Raw genomic sequence first — 20587 nt, 5'->3', positions numbered from 1 at the left:
CGTAACCAAAGGCGGGTCAGTGATATGGGTTTGAGTTCAGCCCTCGCCAGCGCGATGAGCGGTCTGCGTGCCAACCAGGCCGCGCTCTCGATCGTCTCATCGAACGTCGCGAATTCGCAGACGCCGGGTTACGTCGTCCAGACGCCGAACCAGATCGAGGTCACCACCGGCGACTTCGGCTCGACGGCGATGACCACCGGTGTCAGCCGCGAGCTCGACAGCTACGTGCTGAACCAGCTGCGGACCGAGACCGGCGGCAGCGGTTACGCCGACCAGATGGCCAACATTCTGAAGCAGCTTCAGAATGTCTATGGCACGCCCGGCAATAGCGGCACGCTCGAAACTGCGCTGAACAAATTCACGACGGCGCTTCAGGCGCTCTCGACCAGTTCGGGCGCTTCGTCGGCGCAGACCGTTGTGCTCGGTGCGGCGCAGGCCCTGGCGCAGCAGCTCAACGTCACCACCAAGGGCATCCAGTCGCTGCGATCCAACGTCGAGCAGGATCTCGGTAACTCGGCGCGAGCCGCCAACGCGGCGATGCAGCAGATCGCTGACATCAACACCAGGCTCCAGGGCCTGTCGCCCAACGATCCCTCGGCCGCCACGCTGATGGACCAGCGTGACCAGGCCATCAACACGCTGTCGAAATATGTCGACGTCCGCGTCACCACCGACGGTTCGAACCAGACCAACATCTACACCACGACGGGCATTCAGCTCGTCGGCGCCGGGCTCGCCTCGGAATTCTCCTTCGCCTCCGCCGGAGCGCTGTCGGCGACCTCGCTTTACAACATCGACCCGGCCAAGTCCGGCGTCGGCGCGTTCAACATCAAGCTGCCGAACGGCTCGCAGGTCGACGTCGTCGCCAACAACGTGGTGTCTTCCGGCCAGATCGCGGCCGACCTGAAGCTGCGCGACCAGACGCTGGTGCAGGCGCAAGACCAGATCGACCAGCTCGCTGCCACGATGGCGAGCGCGCTGTCCGACAAGACCACGGCCGGAAGCACGGTCACCGGCCCGCCGGCCGGGTTCGATCTCGACCTTGCCGGCGCGGCGCCGGGCAACACCGTCAACATCACCTACACGGACACGGCGACCAACACGCAGCGCCAGATCACGCTGGTCAACGTGACCGACCCGGCCGCGCTGCCGCTTCAGAACGCGACGAACGCCAACCCGATGCGGATCGGCGTCAACTTCTCCGACGGCATGGGAGCGATCGCCTCCGCGCTCAACACCGCGCTGTCAGGCACGCATCTGTCGTTCTCCGCCGCCCCGGCGCCGGCGACCGCCACGACGCTGCGGGTGAACGACGACAACTCCGGCCTTGCCAAGGTGAACTCGGCGTCGACCACAAAGACGATCTCGTCGCTGACCTCCGGCAATCCGCAGTTGCCGCTGTTCACCGACGGCGGCCAGGCGCTCTACACCGGCGCGATCACGGCGTCCGGCTCGCAGATGACCGGCCTTGCCGGGCGCATCGCGGTGAACACGCAGCTGGTTTCAGATCCTAGCCGGCTGTCGGTCTACAACACCTCGCCGGTGACGCCAGCGGGCGACACCACGCGTTCGGACTATCTCTATTCGCAGCTCACCAATGCGGTGTTCTCCTATTCGCCGCAGACCGGCCTCGGCTCGGCGAACCAGCCTTTCACCGGCAGCGTCTCGAACTACCTCCAGCAGTTCCTAAGCGTCCAGGCCAACGCCGCCACCCAGGCGACCCAGCTCCAGCAGGGCCAGAGCGTCGTGGTCTCGACGCTCCAGGCCAAGTTCGACTCGACCTCCAGCGTCAACCTGGACTCGGAGATGTCGAACCTGATTCAGCTTCAGAATGCCTACGCCGCCAACGCCCACGTCATGTCGGTGGTGCAGAGCATGATGAACACGTTGCTCCAGGCTCAAGTGTAGCAAGTAACAGGGCTCTGAAAGATGTCGATCAGCAGCATCAACTACTCTTCGTCGATTCTCGGCGCACAGATCCGCAACATCAATCAGCAGCTCACCGACTTGTCGACCCAGCTTTCGACCGGCAAGCTGTCGCAGAACTATTCCGGCATGGGCACCAACGAGGGTTTTGCGATCGCAGGGCGCGCGCAGCTCTCCAACATCGCCGGCTATACCGACACGATCACCAACGTCAACGTCAGCATCAATCTCGCCAACACCGCGCTGCAGTCGCTGACGAAGATCCGCAACACGGTGCAGACGGGCTCGGCCAACACCGCGCAGGACCTCAACGTCAACGGCCAGACGATCGCGCAGAACACCGCCGCCGCCCAGTTCGGCTCGATGATCGGCGTCCTCAACACGCAGACGGGCAGCCGCTATCTGTTCTCCGGGACGGCCGTCAACACGCAGTCGGTTGCGGATGCCGGCGACATCATCAACGGCACCACGACGCAGGCCGGCTTCAAGACCGTCATGGCGGAGCGCCAGGCTGCCGACCTCGGCGCCAACGGCATGGGGCGGCTGGTGCAGACGCAGCCGACGCCGAGCTCCGTGCAGGTGTCGGAAGACGTTGCCGGATCCCCGTTCGGGCTCAAGATCAAGGCGGTGTCCTCGACGCTCACGGGCGCGACCGTTACCGGTCCGAGCGGCTCGCCGGTGTCGTTCTCGGTCGATCTCAACGGCGTCAATCCGAACAACGGCGACAAGCTCAGCATTCAGTTCACGCTGCCGGACGGCACCACCGAGCAGATCGACCTGACCGCCTCGACGGCGACGCCGACGCCGCTCGGCAGCTTCGCCATCGATGCGAGCACCCCCGTCAATCCGAACAACACCGCGACCAACCTCAACACCGCGCTGAACACCGCGATCACCAAGCTCGCCAACACCTCGCTGGTGGCGGCATCCGCGGTCGTCGCCGGCGACAACTTCTTCAACACCGCGAGCTCTGCGATCGGCACGCCGGTCAATAACCAGGCGGCACCGCCGGCACCCGTCACCGGCGCGACGGCGCTATCAGGCGCGAGCCCCTCGGACTCGATCTCGCCGGGCTTCGTCGCCGGCGACACCATCACCGTCAACGGCACCACGCTGACCTTCGTCAGCTCGGGCGCGACCGGCGACCAGCTCAACGTCACCGACAGCATCCAGACCCTGCTGAGCAAGATCGACCAGATCACGGGAACGTCGAAGCCCTCGACGGTCCATGGCGGTTCGATCACGATCAACACCGACGATGCGGCGAGTCTCAACATCACGACCTCGAATACGGGAGCGCTGAGTTCGCTTGGCTTCAGCGCGACGCCCGTGACCGCGACGCAGCCGCCGCTGCGCGTTGGCTCTTCGCCCGCGAGCTCGGCGACGACGCTGGTGAACGGCTCGGCCACCACCGTGAAGTGGTACCTGGGCAATGACGGTCCCGGGTCGCCGCGCTCCACGGCGACGGCGCGGGTCGACGATGCCGTCACGGTGCAATATGGCGCCCAGGCGAACGAGGATGCGATCCGCCGCCAATTGCAGGCGATCGCGGTGTTCGGGACCTTCTCGACTTCGCCGACCGGGCAGTATTCGGGCGGGCAGGTGTCGGCGCTGAGCCTGCGGGTGACGCAGGCGCTGACGCAGCAGCCCGGCCAGCAGCGCATCGAGGACATCCAGACCGACATCGCGATGGCCCAGAACACGATGAAGGACGCGACCACGCGCCAGACCCAGGCCAAGGCGCAACTCCAGAGCATCATCGACCAGGCGGAATCGGCCCCGCCGGACCAGGTCGCAAGCGAGATCCTGGCGCTCCAGAACGCCCTCCAGGCGTCCTACCAGGTGACCTCGAACCTCGCGCAGCTCTCGCTCGTCAAGTTCCTGTAAGGGTGCGTTAAGGCGCCGTTAACCATGCCTGTTTACCTCTTGGTGAGGATTGGAGCGGGGCGGGGCGGTCGATGTCGGACAAGATGCAGCTGGTGGTGGCAACGCCGTGCTTCGGCGGGCAGGTGTCGAGCATCTATGCGAGCTCGATCTTCGCGCTGCAGCGCGCCGTGCACGGCATGTCCAATCTCGAGCTCAAGGTGCTCCTGCGCGACGGCGACGCGCTGATCACCCGCGCGCGGGCCAATTTGGCCGCGATGTTCCTGGACGATCCCAAGGCGACGCATTTCCTGTTCATCGATGCCGATATCGGGTTCAAGCCGGAGCAGGTGTTCCGGCTGATCGAATGCGGTGCGGACGTCGTCGCCGGCTGCTATCCGATCAAGCGGGTCAACTGGGACAAGGCCGCGCGTGCGATCCAGTCCGGTCGGGCCGACGTGCCCGCCGCCTCGCTCGACTATGTGCTCGAGATCGAGGATCCCGACCGTATCGTCGTGGTCAACGGCTTCACCCGCGTGCGCTACGCCGGCACCGGCTTCCTGATGATCCGGCGCCACGTGCTGGAGGCGATGTGCCGTCACCCGGACTATGCGAACCTGCAGTTCTTTCGCGAGCATTCACACGACACGCTGGCGGCAAGCCAGAACCGGTTCGCGCTGTTCGAATGCATGATCGATCCGGAGACGGGCACGTATCTTTCCGAGGACTTTGCCTTCTGCAAGCGCTGGACCGATATCGGCGGCGAGATCTGGGCCGATATCCAGAGCTCGCTCGATCACGTCGGGCCGTCGGTGTTCCGCGGCGACATCGCCTCGCAATTCGCAGCCGTGCCTGCGGCGGCGGCCGATGCCGCGGCGTGAGGTTTGCGGGATGAGCGGCCGCGCATCCCGTTGGTCAGATCCGGAACGGGCGTCCGACGGCGGGTCGCGCTATCGCCTGCGCGATCTCTTCACGCCGCTCGACACGCTGCTCGTCTCCGGCGGAGATCCGCGGCTCGCGCTCGATCCCGAGGACCGCGTCAACGCCTATGGCTGCGCGGCCTCGCCGGAACCGGAGATCTGGAATTTCGCCTCCGCGACCGCATCGACGATCTCGCAAGCGGCCTATGACCGCGCTGCGCTGGCGCGCGAAGAGCTGATGCACAAGTGCCTGTTCGACGAGGTCGAGGTCGCCTTCGACGCACGCTGCGAGGACATGCGAGACGAGCTGCGCGGCCATCTCCAGCTCTCGCCGCGCGTCGACGTGGTGTTCTCGCCCTCCGGCACGGACTCCCAGCTCCACGCCCTGCTCCTGGCGCGCACGATCCTCGGCGCGCGGCCGGTGACGATCGTGGTCGGCGCCGACCAGACCGGAAGCGGGACGACCCATACTGCCCGCGGACACCATTTCAGCTCCATGACGGCGAGCGGCGTTGCGGTTCGCAAGGACGGCGCGGTTGCGGGGCTCGCCGGTACCAGTCTTGCGTTGCCGCTGCGCGAGGCCGCCCCCGGGATCGCGATGCGCGCGGACGCCGATGCCGCGGTGCTGCATGCGGTCGAGGCTACGATCGCGCAAGGCGCGCCCGTGCTGCTCCAGATCATGGATTGCTCGAAGCTGGGATGGCGTGCGCCGAGCGCGGCCTGCCTCGACGAGATCGCGCGGCGCTGGCCGCGCAAGGTCCAGATCGTCGTCGATGCCTGCCAGGCCAGGCTCGGCCGCCGCCGGCTGCGCTCCTATCTCGACCGTGGCTATATGGTGCTGATCACCGGCTCGAAATTCTTCGGCGGGCCTGCCTTCAGCGGTGCGCTGCTGGTGCCGAAGGGCCTTTCGCGCTCGCTCGACCGGGGCAAGGGGATCGCGCCCGGCATCTTCGACTACGCCGGCCGTTGCGATTGGCCGGTGGCCTGGACGGCGCTGCGTTCGCGCTTCGAGCGCCGTCCGAATTTCGGTCAATGGCTGCGCTGGGAGGCGGCGCTGGCCGAGATCGGCAGCTACTACGCCGTGCCCGCGGTTTTCCGCGCCGAGATGCTCGCCGCGCTCGCCGCCGGCATCGATAGCATGATCGCGTTGTCGCCGTCGTTTCGCTCCGTTTCAACCGCGATCAACATGGGCGACGCGGACGACGAGGAATTCGCGCAGGCCACGATCTTTCCGTTCACGCTGCTGCGCGACGGCAAGCCGGTCTCGATCGCGGAGACACGGGCCGTTCATCGTGCGCTGGCGCGTGACGTGAGCGAAGAGATCAGCGGCAGTGCGGCAGACCGAGAGGTCGCCGCGCAGCGCTGCCTGATCGGCCAGCCGGTCCGGCTGGAGCGGCAGGACGAGACGCCGCAGGCCGTGCTGCGCCTCTGCGTCGGCGCACGGCTCGTGACGGAAGCCTGGTCGCCGGACATGGCGAAGGCGCGACGCAATGTGCAGCAGGTTCTCGACCGCATCGCCCATGTCCTGGTGAAGATCGAGCTGCTGCTCGACCGTGGTGCAGCCGCGGCCGTGCCGGTCAAGTCCGCGTTCGAGGTGTGAAATGCAGCATCCAGTTTCCGCGCCGATCGGCTTGACTGCGGCGAACTATGCCGACCGCATCGGCTTTGCGCAGCTGACGCGCCAGGCCTTCGAAGGCGTCGATCTACATCCGTTGCGCGACCAGCTCGTGGCGCGGATCGCGGCGGGGACCGCGCTGGCAGGCGAAGGGCTGGATCTGTCCTTGATCACCCAGCTTCTGGGCGACAAGGATCAGGGGCTTGCGATCCAATCCGAGGTGCTGACCTTCCATCAATTGTTCCGTACGCCCAGCGCGGCTCCGCAGCCGGGCTTGCGCGTGCTCGCGCTTGCAGCCGACATCGACATGGGCGGCAACACGCCTATCGATTTCCTGCTGGAAGGCTCCGACATCGAGTTGCTGACACTCTACGTGGTCAAGGGCGTCGGTCTGCCGGAAACCTTGCCCGAGCACGACGTCGCCATCGTGGTCGCGTCAGATTCCGAGGAATGCCGGGAGGCACTCGCGCTGATCGAAAAGGCCGCGCCGCACTGGCCGCGGCCGCTGCTCAATCGGCCCGATCGCATCGGAAATCTCGATCGTGACAAGCTGCATCGGCTGCTCGCCGATGTGCCGGGTCTGGACATTCCCGCGACCATCCATGCGACGCGTGCGCAATTGTCCGATCTCGCCCAGGGCCAGATCGCCTGTGAGGACATCGCGGGCGAATTGCACTTCCCGATCATCGCGCGGCCGCGCGGCTCGCATGCCGGCGTCGGGCTCGCGAAGCTCGACGATGCGGCGGCGCTCGCGGCCTATCTCGCCGAACGGAAAGAGCAGGACTTCTTCGTCGCACGCTTCGTCGACTATGTCAGTCCCGACGGGCTCTACCGCAAATATCGCCTCGCCATGATCGACGGCAAGCCTTACGCCTGCCACATGGCGATCGCCGACCGCTGGGACATCTGGTATCTCAACGCCTACATGGCATTCAGCGAGGAGAAGCGGGCCGAGGAAGCCGTCTTCATGCTCGACTTCGATCACGTCTTCGCCGCGCGCCACAAGAGCGCGCTCGACGAGATGAGCCGACGCGTCGGCCTCGATTACTTCATCGTCGATTGCGCCGAGAACGAGAGGCGCGAGCTCCTGGTGTTCGAGGCCGACAACACCGCCGTCGTGCACAACATGGATTCGCCAGCCGTGTTTCCTTACAAGCCGCCGCAGATGCGCAAGATCTTTGCCGCGTTCACGGCCATGCTGTCGCGGTACGCAAGGGCGGGCAGGGAGAGCGCAACATGAACGAGATCATCCGCAACACGCAGAGGCCCGTCACGGGCACCTCGCTCGATCCGCAGGACTGGAGCGAATTTCGCACGCTGGCCCATCGCATGCTGGACGAGACGATCGACGGTATCGCCAACGTTCGGGCGCGGCCCGTCTGGCAGCCGATCCCAGAAGACGTCCGTGCGGCATTCAGGGCCGACCTGCCGCGCGAGGCGAGCGACCTCGCCGAGGTGTATCGCGAATTCGCCGAACATGTCGCGCCGTATGCGACCGGCAACGTCCATCCCGGTTTCATGGGCTGGGTGCATGGCGGCGGCACCGCGGTCGGCATGCTCGCGGAAATGCTTGCGGCAGGCCTCAACGCCAATCTCGGCGGCCGCGACCACATGCCGATCGAGGTCGAGCGCCAGATCGTCGACTGGATGTGCCGCCTGTTCGCCTTCCCCGACGGCGCGAGCGGCATCTTCGTCACGGGCACGTCGATGGCCAATCTGATGGCGGTGCTGGTGGCGCGCACGAATGCGCTCGGCACGCTGGCGCGGCAGCACGGCATCGGCAATGACGGTGCGCTGCTCACGGCCTACACGTCGCAGGCGGCGCATGGCTGCGTCTCCAGAGCGATGGACGTTGCCGGGCTCGGCACCGATGCGTTGCGCAGGATCGACGTCGATGCCGATCATCGCATCGACGTTGCCGCGCTGCGCGCGCAGATTGCGATCGATCGTGAGGTCGGCTTCAAGCCTTTCCTGGTGGTCGCGTCCGCCGGCACCGTCGATATCGGCGCGATCGACGATCTCAGGGCGATCGCCGAGCTGTGCCGCGAGGAAGGAATCTGGTTTCACGTCGACGGCGCTTTCGGTGCGCTGGCGATCCTGTCGCCCGAGCTCGCGTCGCTGCTCGACGGCATCGATCTCGCGGATTCCATCGCACTCGACTTCCACAAATGGGGACAGGTGCCTTATGACGCAGGCTTCCTGCTGGTGCGCGACGGCGAGCGGCATCGGCAGGCCTTTGCGCAGCCGGCGGCCTATCTGCGCCGCGAGGCGAGGGGGCTTGCGGCGGGCGCGGTCTGGCCCTGCGATCTCGGCCCCGATCTGTCGCGCGGCTTTCGTGCGCTGAAGACGTGGTTCACGCTGAAGACCTTCGGCACCGACCGGCTTGGCGCGGTGGTCACGCGAAGCTGCGCGCTGGCGAAGTATCTGGAGGCGCGCGTGTTGGCCGAACCTTGGCTCGAATTGCTGGCGCCGGTCAATCTCAACATCGTCTGCTTCCGCTACCGTGCCGATGATGCGGTCAATCGCGAGATCGTCGCCGATGTCCAGGAGTCCGGCGTGGCAGCGCCGTCGAGCACGACGCTGGACGGCAGGCTCGCGATCCGCGCCGCGATCGTCAATCACCGCACCGAGGAAGCGGACATCGATGCGCTGGTCGCGGCCGTGCTGGAGTTCGGCGGACGGCGGAGCCGTGGCGGACTGATCGAGGTCGAGGCGCCGCCGCTCGCCGCGCAGTAGCATCGATTCGTGCCTGAAACGACGACGGCCCCGGAGATAATCCGGGGCCGTCGTCGTTCGCAGCTTGGGCGACGCGAAAGCGTGTGGTCAGGCGGCGGAGCTCACGTCGGCCTTGTCCGCTTCGGCCTTGGGATGCGCGGCCGCGTATTGATCCCGCAGCTTCTCTTCATAAGCAATCAGCTTGCGGGCATCCTTCAGCGCCCGGTAGAGGTCGCCGTTCAGGATGTTGTTGTTGATGCCTTCGATGATCGGCCAGGAGCTCGGCACCGCAGTGACGATGTCGCGCACCAGGTTGAAATAGGTGCCGTGCTGGGTCTGCGGATCCGGTGAGATGTACATGAGCTGGACCGCGAGATAGACGAGCTTGGCGGGCGTATTGGCGGTCTCCGGCGTGAGGATGTCGCGCTCACGCAGGATCGGCACGTTGTCGCCGTCGATCAGGAGGCGGGCGCGCTGGTCCGTGTTGGTAATCACGCAGTTGCCGACGATGATGCGTTCGTGCGGTCTGAGCTCGACCTTGAGGGCCATGCCTGTTCTCCATCAACGCTTTCGTAACCGAGCGTTCGTTGCGGCTCATCAAGGCCTGATTCTCGCTCGCAATTAGTTAACGAGCTGTAAATCTCCGGCATTCGCGAGAAAAAGCTCAATCTTCTCAACGTTATGTCTGTGCGGTGGTGTGGCGATGTGCGGGGCTTCGGCGCCCCGAATCACGCGTGACCCGGCAAAAGCGCGGGTTTCATTTCATGCTTCGTTAGAAGTCTCGGCGCCACGGTCCGCCCGTCGCTGGGTCAATCTCGATCCAAGCAGACGCGTAACAGTAGCGTCGTTTACCAGAAAGGTAACAGAGTCATGTCCGGTATCGTTCTCTCCGCATCGGTTCGTCAGAACCTGCTCTCCCTCCAGTCCACCGCTGACCTCCTCGCCACCACGCAGAATCGTCTGTCGACCGGCAAGAGCGTCAACTCGGCCCTGGACAATCCCACCAACTTCTTCACCGCCCAGTCGCTCGACAACCGCGCCAGCGACATCAACAACCTGCTCGACGGCATCGCCAACGGCGTGCAGGTGCTGCAGGCTGCCAACACCGGCATCACCTCGCTGCAGAAGCTGATCGACAGCGCCAAGTCGATCGCCAACCAGGCGCTGCAGACCACCGTCGGCTACTCCACCAAGTCCAACGTCTCCACCACGGTCTCGGGCGCGACCGCCGCCGACCTGCGCGGCACGACGTCGTATGCCAGCAACACGGCGCTCAGCAGCGTGCTGTACAGCGGCGCTGCCGGCGGCACGACCGCTGCAACTGGCACGACGACTCTCGGCGCGACCCAGGGCACGTTCTCGAACACGGTTGCCGTGAACGCCGCCGACGGCACCACCGCTGTGACGGGCACGATGACCCTGATCGGCACCACCGCCGCCACGAAGATCGGCACGGCTCCCGCCGACGGCGACACGCTGACGGTGAACGGCAAGACCATCACCTTCCGCTCCGGCTCGGCTCCCGCGTCGACCGCGGTCCCGAGCGGCTCGGGCGTCAGCGGCAACCTCGTGACCGACGGCAGCGGCAACACCACCGTCTATCTCGGCACCGCCGCGGCGCCGACTGCGACCGTCAACGACGTGCTGACCGCGATCGACCTCGCCAGCGGCGTGCAGACCTCGACGATCACCAACGGTGCTGCGACGATCGGTGCCGCCTCCGGTGCGACGGCGTCGTCGATGGCCGCAGGTATCGTGACGCTGAAGAGCTCGGCGGGTGCGGACGTGTCCGTGACCGGCAAGGCCGACCTGCTCAAGGCGTTTGGCCTGACCACCGCAACGGGTGGCGGCAACGCCACGGCGACGGCGACCCGTACGACCAGCTCGAGCTCGCTGGGCGCTCTGATCACGGACGGTTCGACGCTGAACGTCGACGGTCACGTCATCACCTTCAAGAACGCACCGGTCCCGGGCTCGACCAACGCCCCGGCGATCCCGACCGGCTTCGGCAAGAGCGGCAACGTGATCACCGACGGCAACGGCAACTCGACGGTCTACCTCCAGGCCGGCACCGTCTCCGACGTGCTCAACGCGATCGACCTTGCCACCGGCGTGCAGACCGCCACCATTGCCGCCAACGGCAGCGCGACGCTTGCGGCCGCCTCGGGCCAGATCGCCTCGTCGATCAACGCCTCCGGCCAGCTCAAGCTCTCGACCGGCATCAATGCCGACCTGTCGATCACGGGCACCGGCAACGCGCTGAATGCGCTTGGCCTTGCCGGCAACACCGGCACCGCCACCGCGTTCTCGGCGGCCCGCACCTCCGGCATCGGCGGCATCAGCGGCAAGACCCTGACCTTCACCTCCTTCAACGGCGGCACCGCGGTTGACGTCACCTTCGGCGACGGCACCAACGGCACGGTCAAGACGCTGGACCAGCTCAACTCGAAGCTTCAGGCCAACAACCTGTCCGCGACGATCGACGCCAACGGCCTGCTGACGATCTCGACCACCAACGACTACGCGTCCTCGACCATCGGATCGAGTGCCGCGGGTGGTGCGATCGGCGGCACGCTGACCTCGTCGCTCACCTTCTCGACGGCTTCCACACCCGTCCAGGATACGGTTGCGCAGACCTCGCGTGCGAACCTGGTGTCTCAGTACAACAACATCCTGAACCAGATCGATACGACGGCGCAGGACTCCTCGTTCAACGGTGTCAACCTCTTGAACGGCGACCAGCTCAAGCTGGTGTTCGACGAGACCGGCAAGTCGAACCTGAGCATCACCGGCGTGACCTACAACTCCAAGGGTCTGGGCCTCGCTGCGCTGACCAGCGGTGTCGACTTCATCGACAACGCTGCCACCAACAAGGTGCTGACCAACCTGAACGCTGCGTCGAGCACGCTGCGCTCGGAAGCCTCGAGCCTCGGTTCGAACCTCTCGGTGGTGCAGGTGCGTCAGGACTTCAACAAGAGCCTGATCAACGTGCTGCAGACCGGTTCGGCCAACCTGACGCTGGCCGACACCAACGTCGAGGCGGCCAACAGCCAGGCGCTGTCGACCCGTCAGTCGATCGCGGTCTCCGCGCTGTCGCTGGCCAACCAGTCGCAGCAGAGCGTGCTCCAGCTGCTCCGCTAAGTCGCGGACGACATCGCAAGCAGGATCCGGCGGCGGGGCTTCGGCCCCGCCGTTTTGTTTTTGCATCGGCATCTGAGTGCCGCTCTCTGGAACAGAGACAGCGCATTGGATGCAGCCAATTGCGTACTCTTAGTTATGGTTGACGAGTGGCAAATGCCGCCACATTGGGCAAGAAAACGTCGTCTTATCAGGGCGGTATCCGCGAGCTCGACTGAGCATGACGCTGCCATATGGTGAATCCGCGCAAGGTTTGGTGCGACACGCTTTATGTTTTGTTAGCCGTCTGCGTTCACCGTCCCGGGCATCGATTAATCCTAATCGAAGTTTTGTTGCGTTGCGTACCAGAAGGGTAACACTCAATGTCCGGTATTGTTCTCTCCGCGTCGGTTCGTCAGAACCTGCTCTCCCTCCAGTCCACCGCTGACCTTCTCGCCACCACGCAGAGCCGTCTGTCGACCGGCAAGAGCGTCAACTCGGCCCTGGACAATCCCACCAACTTCTTCACCGCCCAGTCGCTCGACAACCGCGCCAGCGACATCAACAACCTGCTCGACGGCATCGCCAACGGCGTGCAGGTGCTGCAGGCTGCCAACACCGGCATCACCTCGCTGCAGAAGCTGATCGACAGCGCCAAGTCGATCGCCAACCAGGCGCTGCAGACCACCGTCGGCTACTCCACCAAGTCCAACGTCTCCACCACGGTCTCGGGCGCGACCGCCGCCGACCTGCGCGGCACGACGTCGTATGCCAGCAACACGGCGCTCAGCAGCGTGCTGTACAGCGGCGCTGCCGGCGGCACGACCGCTGCAACTGGCACGACGACTCTCGGCGCGAGCCAGGGCACGTTCTCGAACGCGGTTGCCGTGAACGCCGCCGACGGCACCACCGCTGTGACGGGCACGATGACCCTGATCGGCACCACCGCCGCCACGAAGATCGGCACGGCTCCCGCCGACGGCGACACGCTGACGGTGAACGGCAAGACCATCACCTTCCGCTCCGGCTCGGCTCCCGCGTCGACCGCGGTCCCGAGCGGCTCGGGCGTCAGCGGCAACCTCGTGACCGACGGCAGCGGCAACACCACCGTCTATCTCGGCACCGCCGCGGCGCCGACTGCGACCGTCAACGACGTGCTGACCGCGATCGACCTCGCCAGCGGCGTGCAGACCTCGACGATCACCAACGGTGCTGCGACGATCGGTGCCGCCTCCGGTGCGACGGCGTCGTCGATGGCCGCAGGTATCGTGACGCTGAAGAGCTCGGCGGGTGCGGACGTGTCCGTGACCGGCAAGGCCGACCTGCTCAAGGCGTTTGGCCTGACCACCGCAACGGGTGGCGGCAACGCCACGGCGACGGCGACCCGTACGACCAGCTCGAGCTCGCTGGGCGCTCTGATCACGGACGGTTCGACGCTGAACGTCGACGGTCACGTCATCACCTTCAAGAACGCACCGGTCCCGGGCTCGACCAACGCCCCGGCGATCCCGACCGGCTTCGGCAAGAGCGGCAACGTGATCACCGACGGCAACGGCAACTCGACGGTCTACCTCCAGGCCGGCACCGTCTCCGACGTGCTCAACGCGATCGACCTTGCCACCGGCGTGCAGACCGCCACCATTGCCGCCAACGGCAGCGCGACGCTTGCGGCCGCCTCGGGCCAGATCGCCTCGTCGATCAACGCCTCCGGCCAGCTCAAGCTCTCGACCGGCATCAATGCCGACCTGTCGATCACCGGCACCGGCAACGCGCTGAATGCGCTTGGCCTTGCCGGCAACACCGGCACCGCCAGCGCATTCTCGGCGGCCCGCACCTCCGGCATCGGCGGCATCAGCGGCAAGACCCTGACCTTCACCTCCTTCAACGGCGGCACCGCGGTTGACGTCACCTTCGGCGACGGCACCAACGGCACGGTCAAGACGCTGGATCAGCTCAACTCGAAGCTTCAGGCCAACAACCTGTCCGCGACGATCGACGCCAACGGCCTGCTGACGATCTCGACCACCAACGACTACGCGTCCTCGACCATCGGATCGAGCACCGCGGGTGGTGCGATCGGCGGCACGCTGACATCGTCGCTCACCTTCTCGACGGCTTCCACACCCGTCCAGGACGTCGTCGCGCAGACCTCGCGTGCCAATCTGGTCAACCAGTACAACAACATCCTCCAGCAGATCGACTCGACCGCGCAGGACTCCTCGTTCAACGGTGTCAACCTGCTCAACGGCGATCAGCTCAAGCTGGTGTTCGACGAGACCGCCAAGTCGAGCCTGAGCATCACCGGCGTGACCTACAACTCCAAGGGTCTGGGCCTTGCTGCGCTGACCAGCGGTGTCGACTTCATCGACAACGCTGCCACCAACAAGGTGCTGACCAACCTGAACGCTGCGTCGAGCACGCTGCGCTCGGAAGCCTCCGCTCTGGGTTCGAACCTGACCATCGTGCAGGTGCGTCAGGACTTCAACAAGAACCTGATCAACGTGCTGCAGACCGGTTCGGCCAACCTGACGCTGGCCGACACCAACGTCGAGGCGGCCAACAGCCAGGCGCTGTCGACCCGTCAGTCGATCGCGGTCTCCGCGCTGTCGCTGGCCAACCAGTCGCAGCAGAGCGTGCTCCAGCTGCTCCGCTAAGTCGCGGACGACATCGCAAGCAGGATCCGGCGGCGGGGCTTCGGCCCCGCCGCTTTTTTCGTATGTCATTCGACCTTTCGAGAAACCAGGAGACGCTCTGAAAAGTAACCAGCGGTTATGGTTAATGGAGCGTAAGCGCAGAGAAACGGCAGTCATTTCAGACGGATTGTCGATGCCATCCGCGCCTTCCGGCAGCTTATGGTGAACCGCCGCTTATGCCGGCGAGACGCGTTTCACCCTTTGTTAGCCATGTCCGCGCAGGCTGTGCCCGTCACTCGATCCGAAGCGATCGAACGAAGACGCGTAAGCCAGAAGGGTAAGAGTCATGTCCGGTATTGTTCTCTCTGCGTCGGTTCGTCAGAACCTGCTCTCTCTCCAGTCCACCGCTGACCTCCTCGCCACCACACAGAACCGTCTGTCGACCGGCAAGAGCGTCAACTCGGCCCTGGACAATCCCACCAACTTCTTCACCGCCCAGTCGCTCGACAACCGCGCCAGCGACATCAATAACCTGCTCGATGGTATCGCCAACGGCGTGCAGGTGCTGCAGGCCGCCAACACCGGCCTGACCTCGCTGCAGAAGCTGATCGACAGCGCCAAGTCGATCGCCAACCAGGCGCTGCAGACCACCGTCGGCTACTCCACCAAGTCGAATGTCTCCACCACGATCGCCGGCGCGACCGCCGCCGACCTGCGCGGCACGACCTCCTATGCCAGCGCAACCGCCTACAGCAACGTGCTGTATAACGGCACGGCGGGCGGTGTTACCGCGGCCGTCGCAACCACCACCCTCGGCGCGACGCAAGGTACGTTCTCGAATACGGTGGCTGTCAACGCTGCCGACGGCACCACCGCCGTGACGGGCACGATGACGCTGATCGGCACCACCGCCGCCACGAAGATTGGCACGGCTCCCGCCGATGGCGACACGCTGACGGTGAACGGCAAGTCCATCACCTTCCGCTCCGGCTCGGCGCCGGTTGCCAGCGACGTTCCGGCCGGCTCGGGCCTCAGCGGCAACCTCGTGACCGATGGCAACGGCAACACCACCGTCTATCTCGGAACCGCCGGCACTCCGGCTGCGACGGTCAACGACCTCCTGACCGCGATCGACCTCGCCAGCGGCGTGCAGACCTCGGTCATCTCAAGCGGGCTGGCGACAATTGCGACCAGCACGGGCCAGACAGCCTCCTCGATTGCCGCGGGTATCACCACGATCAAGAGCTCGACGGGTGCCGATCTATCGTTGACGGGCAAGGCCGACCTGCTGAAGGCGCTGGGCCTCTCCAGCGCGACGGGCGGCGGCAATGCGTCGCTGAGCGTCGCCCGCACGACGAGCTCGAGCTCACTGGGATCGCTGATCACCGACGGCGCATCCCTGAATGTCGACGGCCACGTCATCACCTTCAAGAACGCGCCGGTCCCGGGCTCGACGGGTGCGCCGGCCATTCCGGCCGGGTTCGGCAAGAGCGGCAACGTGATCACCGATGGTAACGGCAACTCGACGGTCTACCTCCAGGCCGGCACTGTCGCCGACGTGCTCAACGCGATCGATCTCGCCACCGGCGTGCAGACCGCGTCGATTGCGGCCAACGGCGCGGCGACGCTGAACACCGCGACCGGCCAGAGCAAGTCGTCGATCAACACAAGCGGCCAGCTTCAGCTCTCGACCGGCATCAATGCCGATCTGTCGATCACGGGCACCGGCAACGCGCTGGCGGTGTTTGGTCTTTCGGGTAACACCGGCAACGCGACGGCGTTCTCGGCGGCGCGCACCTCCGGCATCGGCGGCATCAGCGGCAAGAGCCTGACCTTCACCGCCTTCAACGGCGGCACCGCGGTTGACGTCACCTTCGGCGACGGCACCAACGGCACGGTCAAGACGCTGGATCAGCTCAACTCGAAGCTTCAGGCCAACAACCTGTCTGCGACGATCGACGCCAACGGCCTGCTGACGATCACGGCGTCCAATGATTATGCCTCCTCGACGCTCGGCTCGACTGCCGCGGGCGGTGCGATCGGCGGCACGCTGACCTCGGCGCTGACGTTCTCGACGGCTTCCACGCCCGTCCAGGATGCGGTCGCACAGACGGCCCGTGCGAACCTGGTATCTCAGTACAACAACATCCTGAACCAGATCGACACGACCGCGCAGGACTCCTCGTTCAACGGCGTCAACCTCCTGAACGGCGACCAACTCAAGCTGGTGTTCGACGAGACCGGCAAGTCGAGCCTGAACATCACCGGCGTGACCTACAACTCGAAGGGTCTCGGCCTCGCCGCGCTGACCGTCGGCGTCGACTTCATCGACAACGCCGCGGCCAACAGGGTGCTGACCAATTTGAACGCGGCGTCGAGCACGCTGCGCTCGGAAGCCTCGAGCCTCGGTTCGAACCTCTCGGTGGTGCAGATCCGTCAGGACTTCAACAAGAACCTGATCAACGTGCTGCAGACCGGCTCGTCCAACCTGACGCTGGCCGACACCAACGTCGAAGCCGCCAACAGCCAGGCGCTGTCGACCCGCCAGTCGATCGCGGTCTCGGCGCTGTCGCTGGCCAACCAGTCGCAGCAGAGCGTTCTCCAGCTGCTCCGCTAATAAGCCACTGAAACTGCAAATCAAAATCGAGTGGCGGGGCCATTTGCCCCGCCGCTCTTTTTGCATTTGGAGGCGGGCAGGAGCCTTCACCCGCCATTAACCCTATCCCTTAAACCGGCGTTAACCATACTTTAAAGGACACCTTCTAGAACTGGACAAAAGCCCCGCTTTGCAACCGCGCGGCCGATTCGTATCCGGTTCAAGAGGAAGACTCGACATGTCCAACATCGTTCTCTCGGCGTCCGTTCGCCAGAACCTGTTGTCGCTGCAGTCGACGGCCGACTTGCTGGCCACGACGCAGGAGCGGTTGTCGACCGGCAAAAAGGTCAATACGGCGCTCGACAATCCCACCAACTTCTTCACGGCGCAGGGGTTGGACAACCGGGCGAGCGACATCAGCAACCTGCTCGACGGCATCAACAACGGTGTGCAGGTGCTCCAGGCCGCCAACACCGGCATCACCTCGCTGCAAAAGCTGATCGACAGCGCAAAATCGATCGCCAACCAGGCGCTGCAGACCACGGTCGGCTACTCCACCAAGTCGAACGTCTCGACCACCATTCCCGGTGCGACGCCGGCCGATCTGCGCGGCACGACGTCGTATGCAAGCGCGACCGCCAACAGCAATGTGCTCTACACCGGCGCACCCGGTGGCGTGACGCCGGTGACGGCCGCCGCCGCTCTCGGTGCATCGTTGGGCTCGACTGCGGGCACGCTGACCGGCTCTGCCGCGAACGCGGCCGACGGCACCACTGCACTGACCGGCACCGCGACGCTGATCGGCACCACGGCAGCCAGCACCCTCGGCTCGTCGCCTGCCGACGGGGACTCGATCACCGTCAACGGCAAGACCATTACCTTCCGGACCGGCGCGGCGCCCGCGACGCAGCCGACCGGCTGGGGTTTGGATGCCAGCGGCCACATCGCCACCGACGGCAACGGCAATTCGATCGTCTACATGGGCACGAGCGCCGCGCCGACCGGCACCGTCAACGACCTGTTGAGCGCGATCGATCTGGCGAGCGGCGTCAAGAGCGCGACGATCAGCGCCGGCGCCGCGACCATCTCCGTCAGCGGTTCGGCCGGTCCCGTCGGCACGCTTCAGGTGGCATCGTCGATCGCGGGCGGCCAGGTCACGCTGAAGAGCTCGACTGGCGCCGATCTGAGCGTGACCGGAAAGGCCGACTTCCTCAAGGCGCTCGGTCTGACGTCCGCAACCGGCGCCGGCAATGCCAACGTCACTGCGGCCCGGTCGACCACCGCGGGTTCGCTCGGTACCCTCGTTCAGGACGGCTCGACGCTGAACATCGACGGCCACACCATCACCTTCAAGAACGCGCAAACGCCGCAATCGGCGGCGAGCGTCACGTCGGGTGGCGTCAGCGGCAACATCGTCACGGACGGCAACGGCAACTCGACCGTCTACATCCAGAGCGCGACGCTGACCGACCTGCTCAACGCCGTCGACCTTGCGACCGGCGTCAAGACGGCCAGCATCTTCAACGGCGCGGCGACGCTGTCGACCACTGCGGGCCAGATCCCGTCGTCGGTCAACAGCAGCGGCCAGCTTGCGCTCTCCACCGGCGTCAACGCCGATCTCTCGATCACCGGCACCGGCAATGCCCTCGGCGCATTCGGTCTCAGCGGCAACACGGGAACGGCGACCGCCTTCACTGCGGCCCGCACGTCCGGCGTCGGCGGCATCAGCGGCAAGACGCTGACCTTCACCTCGTTCAACGGCGGCACGCCGGTGAACGTCACCTTCGGCGACGGCACCAACGGCACCGTCAAGACGCTGGACCAGCTCAACGCGCAGCTGCAGGCCAACCACCTGACGGCGACGATCGATGCCAATGGCGTGCTCACGGTGACCACGGTCAACGAATACGCCTCCTCGACGCTCGGTTCGACCCTCGCGGGCGGCGCAGTCGGCGGCACGATCACCGGTGTTCTGGCCTTCACCACCGCGCAGCCGCCGGTCCAGGATCCCGTGGCGCAGACCGCGCGCTCCAACCTGGTCAACCAGTTCAACAACATTCTGGCCCAGATCGACACGACGTCGCAGGACTCCTCCTTCAACGGCGTCAACCTGCTCAATGGCGACACGCTGAAGCTCGTCTTCAACGAAACCGGCAGCTCCACGCTGAGCATCAACGGCGTGGTGTTCAATGCGGCGGGCCTCGGTCTCAGCAATCTCGTCAACGGCGTCGACTTCATCGACAACGGCGCCACCAACAAGGTGCTGGCCAGCCTGAACGCAGCCTCGAGCACGCTGCGCTCGGAAGGATCCACCCTCGGTTCCAATCTGTCGATCGTGCAGGTGCGTCAGGACTTCTCCAAGAACCTGATCAACGTGCTGCAGACCGGTTCGTCCAACCTGACACTCGCCGACACCAATGAGGAAGCGGCGAACAGCCAGGCGCTTTCGACTCGCCAGTCGATCGCGGTCTCCGCGCTGTCGCTGGCCAACCAGTCGCAACAGAGCGTGCTGCAGCTGCTCCGCTAATTTCGCAGCGCAAGTTCGCTACTCGAGATTTCGCGGCGGGGCTAACGCTCCGCCGTTCTTTTAAGGGAGATCGCTAAGACAAGATTAGCTGAGATCGACACGCATGACGCGAAGCGAGTTTACATCGTGCGTGCGTGCATCTAGCGTTGCGCTGACGAAGAGCTCCGCGCCCCGTAATTGTCCGGAGCGCTTCCAAGCACACACGTAAGCAAATCTTAAGCGGTGCTGCCTAGGGTTGGGAAAGAAATCCTTAAGCGCGTCCAACGCGCTGGGTAACGTCCAGGGTGTGATTGATGTCGAATTCCGCTGCCTCGGCTTATGCGCGTGTTGCAACGACCACCGCATCCCCTCGGGACATCGAGGCGCAGACCCTGCTCAAGGCCGCCAACAAGCTCCAGGACGCGGTGAACAACGCCGATCCGCTCAGCGAGCAGACCATGCAGGCCCTGATGTTCAACCGCAAGCTCTGGACCATCTTCCTGAGCGAGGCGATGCGTGACACCAATCCGCAGCCGATCGACGTCCGGCAGAAGATCGCCAACATCAGCGTGTTCGTGCTGAGCCAGACTGCCGCGCTCCAGATGAGCCCGCAGTTCGATCATTTCCGCCCGCTGATCGAGATCAACCGCAATATCGCTGCGGGTCTGTCCGGGCGTCCGTGACGGAGAGCCGTCG

12 protein-coding genes are annotated in these 20587 nt (G+C 65.3%); 11 read left to right on the top strand and 1 reads right to left on the bottom strand.

Annotated elements, in window-relative coordinates; translation table 11 throughout:
• Positions 1-24 precede the first annotated feature (24 nt).
• The 6 genes from flgK to ACSHT2_RS10510 all read left to right on the top strand — a co-directional run bounded on the left by flgK (position 25) and on the right by ACSHT2_RS10510 (position 9060).
• The gene (gene flgK / locus ACSHT2_RS10535) at positions 25-1908 is read left to right on the top strand and encodes a flagellar hook-associated protein FlgK (RefSeq protein WP_440641504.1); all 1884 of its coding nucleotides are present in this window, start codon (positions 25-27) and stop codon (positions 1906-1908) included.
• 21 nt (positions 1909-1929) lie between these two features.
• Positions 1930-3813 carry a flagellar protein gene (locus ACSHT2_RS10530; protein ID WP_440641503.1) on the top strand — a complete coding sequence of 628 codons (1884 nt, stop codon included), beginning with the start codon at positions 1930-1932 and terminating at the stop codon, positions 3811-3813.
• A 71-nt stretch (positions 3814-3884) separates the two neighbouring features.
• Complete coding sequence (locus ACSHT2_RS10525; protein ID WP_440641502.1) at positions 3885-4670, top strand: hypothetical protein; 786 nt, start codon at positions 3885-3887, stop codon at positions 4668-4670.
• Positions 4671-4680: 10 nt separating this feature from the next.
• On the top strand, positions 4681-6309 hold the full coding sequence (locus tag ACSHT2_RS10520) for a hypothetical protein (protein ID WP_440641501.1): 1629 nt from the start codon (positions 4681-4683) through the stop codon (positions 6307-6309).
• Position 6310: 1 nt separating this feature from the next.
• The gene (locus tag ACSHT2_RS10515) at positions 6311-7564 is read left to right on the top strand and encodes a hypothetical protein (protein ID WP_440641500.1); all 1254 of its coding nucleotides are present in this window, start codon (positions 6311-6313) and stop codon (positions 7562-7564) included.
• Entirely contained in the window at positions 7561-9060 is a 1500-nt protein-coding gene (locus tag ACSHT2_RS10510; RefSeq protein WP_440641499.1) for a pyridoxal phosphate-dependent decarboxylase family protein, read from the top strand. Before ACSHT2_RS10515 ends, ACSHT2_RS10510 begins: the two co-directional genes overlap by 4 nt.
• An 87-nt stretch (positions 9061-9147) precedes the next feature.
• Here the strand turns inward: ACSHT2_RS10510 and flbT are convergent, their stop codons facing one another.
• Complete coding sequence (flbT, locus tag ACSHT2_RS10505; protein WP_035671936.1) at positions 9148-9588, bottom strand: flagellar biosynthesis repressor FlbT; 441 nt, start codon at positions 9586-9588, stop codon at positions 9148-9150.
• Between the two features lie 321 nt (positions 9589-9909).
• Here flbT and ACSHT2_RS10500 point away from each other — a divergent pair, with 321 nt between their 5' ends.
• The 5 genes from ACSHT2_RS10500 (at position 9910) to flaF (ending at position 20574) form a co-directional block, all read left to right on the top strand.
• Positions 9910-12180: a DUF1522 domain-containing protein gene (locus tag ACSHT2_RS10500; protein ID WP_440641498.1), complete on the top strand. Its 2271-nt coding sequence runs from the start codon at positions 9910-9912 to the stop codon at positions 12178-12180.
• 359 nt (positions 12181-12539) lie between these two features.
• A complete protein-coding gene (locus tag ACSHT2_RS10495; protein WP_440641497.1) occupies positions 12540-14810 on the top strand; it encodes a DUF1522 domain-containing protein in 2271 nt (756 codons plus the stop codon).
• 325 nt (positions 14811-15135) lie between these two features.
• On the top strand, positions 15136-17406 hold the full coding sequence (locus ACSHT2_RS10490) for a DUF1522 domain-containing protein (RefSeq protein WP_440641496.1): 2271 nt from the start codon (positions 15136-15138) through the stop codon (positions 17404-17406).
• A gap of 217 nt (positions 17407-17623) precedes the next feature.
• Positions 17624-19912, top strand: coding sequence for a DUF1522 domain-containing protein (locus ACSHT2_RS10485; RefSeq protein ID WP_440641495.1), 2289 nt, complete (start codon positions 17624-17626; stop codon positions 19910-19912).
• A 293-nt stretch (positions 19913-20205) separates the two neighbouring features.
• Positions 20206-20574 carry a flagellar biosynthesis regulator FlaF gene (gene flaF, locus ACSHT2_RS10480; RefSeq protein ID WP_028181463.1) on the top strand — a complete coding sequence of 123 codons (369 nt, stop codon included), beginning with the start codon at positions 20206-20208 and terminating at the stop codon, positions 20572-20574.
• The last annotated feature ends 13 nt before the right edge of the window (positions 20575-20587 follow it).

It is taken from the genome of Bradyrhizobium sp. PUT101, from assembly GCF_052043945.1.
Taxonomy (GTDB): Bacteria; Pseudomonadota; Alphaproteobacteria; order Rhizobiales; family Xanthobacteraceae; genus Bradyrhizobium.
Note: the sequence above shows the minus strand (reverse complement) of the source record. Positions and strands in the feature narration are given on the sequence as shown.

Excerpts from the sequence above, each read along its gene's own strand:
- ACSHT2_RS10495 (WP_440641497.1), top strand. The coding sequence starts at position 12,540 with ATGTCCGGTATTGTTCTCTCCGCGTCGGTTCGTCAGAACCTGCTCTCC.
- ACSHT2_RS10510 (WP_440641499.1), top strand. The coding sequence starts at position 7,561 with ATGAACGAGATCATCCGCAACACGCAGAGGCCCGTCACGGGCACCTCG.
- flgK (WP_440641504.1), top strand. The coding sequence starts at position 25 with ATGGGTTTGAGTTCAGCCCTCGCCAGCGCGATGAGCGGTCTGCGTGCC.
- ACSHT2_RS10525 (WP_440641502.1), top strand. The coding sequence starts at position 3,885 with ATGTCGGACAAGATGCAGCTGGTGGTGGCAACGCCGTGCTTCGGCGGG.
- ACSHT2_RS10530 (WP_440641503.1), top strand. The coding sequence starts at position 1,930 with ATGTCGATCAGCAGCATCAACTACTCTTCGTCGATTCTCGGCGCACAG.
- ACSHT2_RS10485 (WP_440641495.1), top strand. The coding sequence starts at position 17,624 with ATGTCCAACATCGTTCTCTCGGCGTCCGTTCGCCAGAACCTGTTGTCG.
- ACSHT2_RS10490 (WP_440641496.1), top strand. The coding sequence starts at position 15,136 with ATGTCCGGTATTGTTCTCTCTGCGTCGGTTCGTCAGAACCTGCTCTCT.
- ACSHT2_RS10520 (WP_440641501.1), top strand. The coding sequence starts at position 4,681 with ATGAGCGGCCGCGCATCCCGTTGGTCAGATCCGGAACGGGCGTCCGAC.
- ACSHT2_RS10515 (WP_440641500.1), top strand. The coding sequence starts at position 6,311 with ATGCAGCATCCAGTTTCCGCGCCGATCGGCTTGACTGCGGCGAACTAT.
- flbT (WP_035671936.1), bottom strand. The coding sequence starts at position 9,588 with ATGGCCCTCAAGGTCGAGCTCAGACCGCACGAACGCATCATCGTCGGC.
- flaF (WP_028181463.1), top strand. The coding sequence starts at position 20,206 with ATGTCGAATTCCGCTGCCTCGGCTTATGCGCGTGTTGCAACGACCACC.
- ACSHT2_RS10500 (WP_440641498.1), top strand. The coding sequence starts at position 9,910 with ATGTCCGGTATCGTTCTCTCCGCATCGGTTCGTCAGAACCTGCTCTCC.